The sequence below is a fragment of the Microbacterium sp. 69-10 genome (assembly GCF_001897945.1).
Lineage (GTDB): Bacteria > Actinomycetota > Actinomycetes > Actinomycetales > Microbacteriaceae > Microbacterium.
Genome location: NZ_MKRT01000033.1, coordinates 59,111 through 61,377 on the forward strand (window position 1 = coordinate 59,111; position 2,267 = coordinate 61,377).

General features: G+C 67.1%; 2 protein-coding genes and 2 pseudogenes. All 4 read right to left on the bottom strand.

Annotation, left to right across the window (positions count from 1 at the left end):
• Positions 1-566: carboxyl transferase domain-containing protein (locus BGN97_RS18225; protein ID WP_292704708.1), on the bottom strand; the 566-nt coding region annotated here is incomplete at its 3' end.
• 90 nt (positions 567-656) lie between these two features.
• Complete coding sequence (locus BGN97_RS18230; protein ID WP_292704710.1) at positions 657-1,262, bottom strand: MFS transporter; 606 nt, start codon at positions 1,260-1,262, stop codon at positions 657-659.
• Between the two features lie 70 nt (positions 1,263-1,332).
• A pseudogene (locus BGN97_RS18560) lies at positions 1,333-1,944 on the bottom strand (MFS transporter); the annotation flags it as partial.
• A 101-nt stretch (positions 1,945-2,045) separates the two neighbouring features.
• Positions 2,046-2,267 (bottom strand): annotated as a pseudogene (locus BGN97_RS18240) (hypothetical protein); the annotation flags it as partial.

The following is a 2,267-nucleotide window of genomic DNA, read 5'->3' on the forward strand; positions in this document are numbered from 1 at the left end:
AGGGCGGGGCCGTACCCGGCGCCACCGGCGGCCGGTCCCATGATGATGGAGATCTGGGGGATGACGCCCGAGGAGCGGGTGTTCATCTTGAAGATCTCGCCGTACTTGCTGAGGGCCAGCACGCCCTCCTGGATGCGGGCTCCGCCGGAGTCGAGGATGCCGACCACGGGCATCCCGCTGGTGAGGGCGAACTCCATGATCTTGATGATCTTGTCGCCGGAGACCTCGCCGAGCGAGCCGCCGAAGGTGGTGAAGTCCTGCGAGTAGACCGCGACGGTCCGGCCGTGGATGGTGCCGATGCCGGTGACCACGGAGTCGCCGTAGGGGCGGTTCCTGTCCATGCCGAAGGCGGTGGTGCGGTGTCGCACGTACTCGTCGAACTCGACGAAGCTGCCGTTGTCGACGAGCATCTCGATGCGCTCGCGGGCGGTCATCTTGCCCTTGGCGTGCTGCTTCTGCTGGGCGATCTTCTCCGGCTCGACGACTGCGTCGTTGAAGCGCGCGCGGAGGTTGGCGATCTTCGCGGCAGTGGTCGAGAGGTCAGGCTTTTCCGTCACGGATTCCACCCTATCGGTGGGTTTCGTCGTCTCGTTGGATGCCGGCCACAACGGGTCCGGCGATCCTTTGGCGATGCGCTCTGATCTGCGGCATCCGGATCACTTCCTCGCCGTCCAGCTGCCGCCGTTCTCCCAGAACTGGGCGATGTCCTCGAGCGGACGCCCCTTCGTCTCGGGGGCGAGCTTCATCACCAACACGAAGGCGGCCACGGCCATGATGCCGAGGATGAGGAAGGCGACCATGCCGCTCTGCTCGAGGATCGGGCGGAAGGCGAGGCCCACGATCACGTTCGCGACGAGGCCGGCGGTGAGCATGACGCTCGCGCCGAGGGAGCGCAGGTGGGCGGGCATCGCCTCGCCGGCGTAGACCCAGACGAGAGATCCGAAGCCGAACGTGAAGCCGGCGGTGAACAGCACCAGTCCGATGAAGCCGAGCGTGGTCAGGGCCCCGTCGAACCGGCCGCCGCCGACGGCGAAGACGCCGATGAGCAGGATGTTGGCGATGATCATGGTCGCGATGCCGATCAGCAGCACGGGCCGGCGGCCCATCCGGTCGATCACCATGAGCGAGATGAACACGGCGATCAGGCCGGCGACCTGCACGAGGGCGGAGAGGCCCAGTTTGGTGACGTCGTCGGTGTAGGTCATCGACTCGAAGATGGCCGGGCTGTAGTAGACGGTCGCGTTGATGCCGGTGATCTGCACGAAGAAAGCCGAGGCCGACGACGAAGATCGTGGCGCGCAGGAACGGGCCGCGAAGCAGATCGCGCCACGAGGAGGTGGTGCTGGTGGCGAAGCCGGCGGTGATGACCTCGATCTCCTTGTCGACGTCGACGGCGGGGCCCTCGATCGCGACGAGGGCCTTCCTGGCCTCGGCGTGCCGGCCCATCATGACGTACCAGCGGGCGGTGTCGGGGAGGCGGAGCAGGAGCAGGGTGATCACGGGGCCGGGGATCGCGGCGAGTCCCAGCATCCAGCGCCAGCTCTGGGTGGGGGCGAGGGACATCGCGATCAGGTAGCCGAGGATGATGCTGGCGACGGTGGCGACCTGGTACAGCACGAGGAAGGCGCCGCGGTTGCGTGTCGGGGCGGATTCCGCGACGAAGACCGGAACGACGACGACCGAGATGCCGATGGTGACGCCGAGCAGGATGCGGCGATCTCGCCGAACACGACGGTGCTGGTGACCCAGCCCTCTGCGGCGGCGTCGAGGCCGAAGTCCTTGCGCAGGTAGAGCAGCGCTCCGCCGATGTTGGAGGAGTCGTAGCCGTAGATGATGCCGACGGTGGCCGCGGCGATGCCGACCAGGAGCGCCAATCGGGAGATGCGCGGTGTTTCGGTGAGTGCGCTCCTGCTCGTTCCCTTCGGCAGCGATATAGCTGAAGATTCGCTGTGAAGCGAGACTGTCCCTCGGGTTGGAGGGTTGTCAATGCGCAGTCGCCCTCACAAACGGGCCGGGCGTGTCAGGCGTGTGCCAAGCGGGTGTGCTCAGCGGGTCGGGCAGCCTTCGGCGGTCGGATCCTCGTCGCAGGTGTGCGCGACGAGGGCGGTGCGCGCCTCGTAGATCTGGATGTCCTGCGGCGGCCCGGGGATGGTGAGGGTTCCGCTGATGGGGAAGTAGCCGGTGCCGAGGTCGATCTCCGCGGTGTAGACGGTGTCGACGGATGCCTGGTAGGTGCCGCGCTCCGTGTAGGTGTGGCTGGTGTCGGT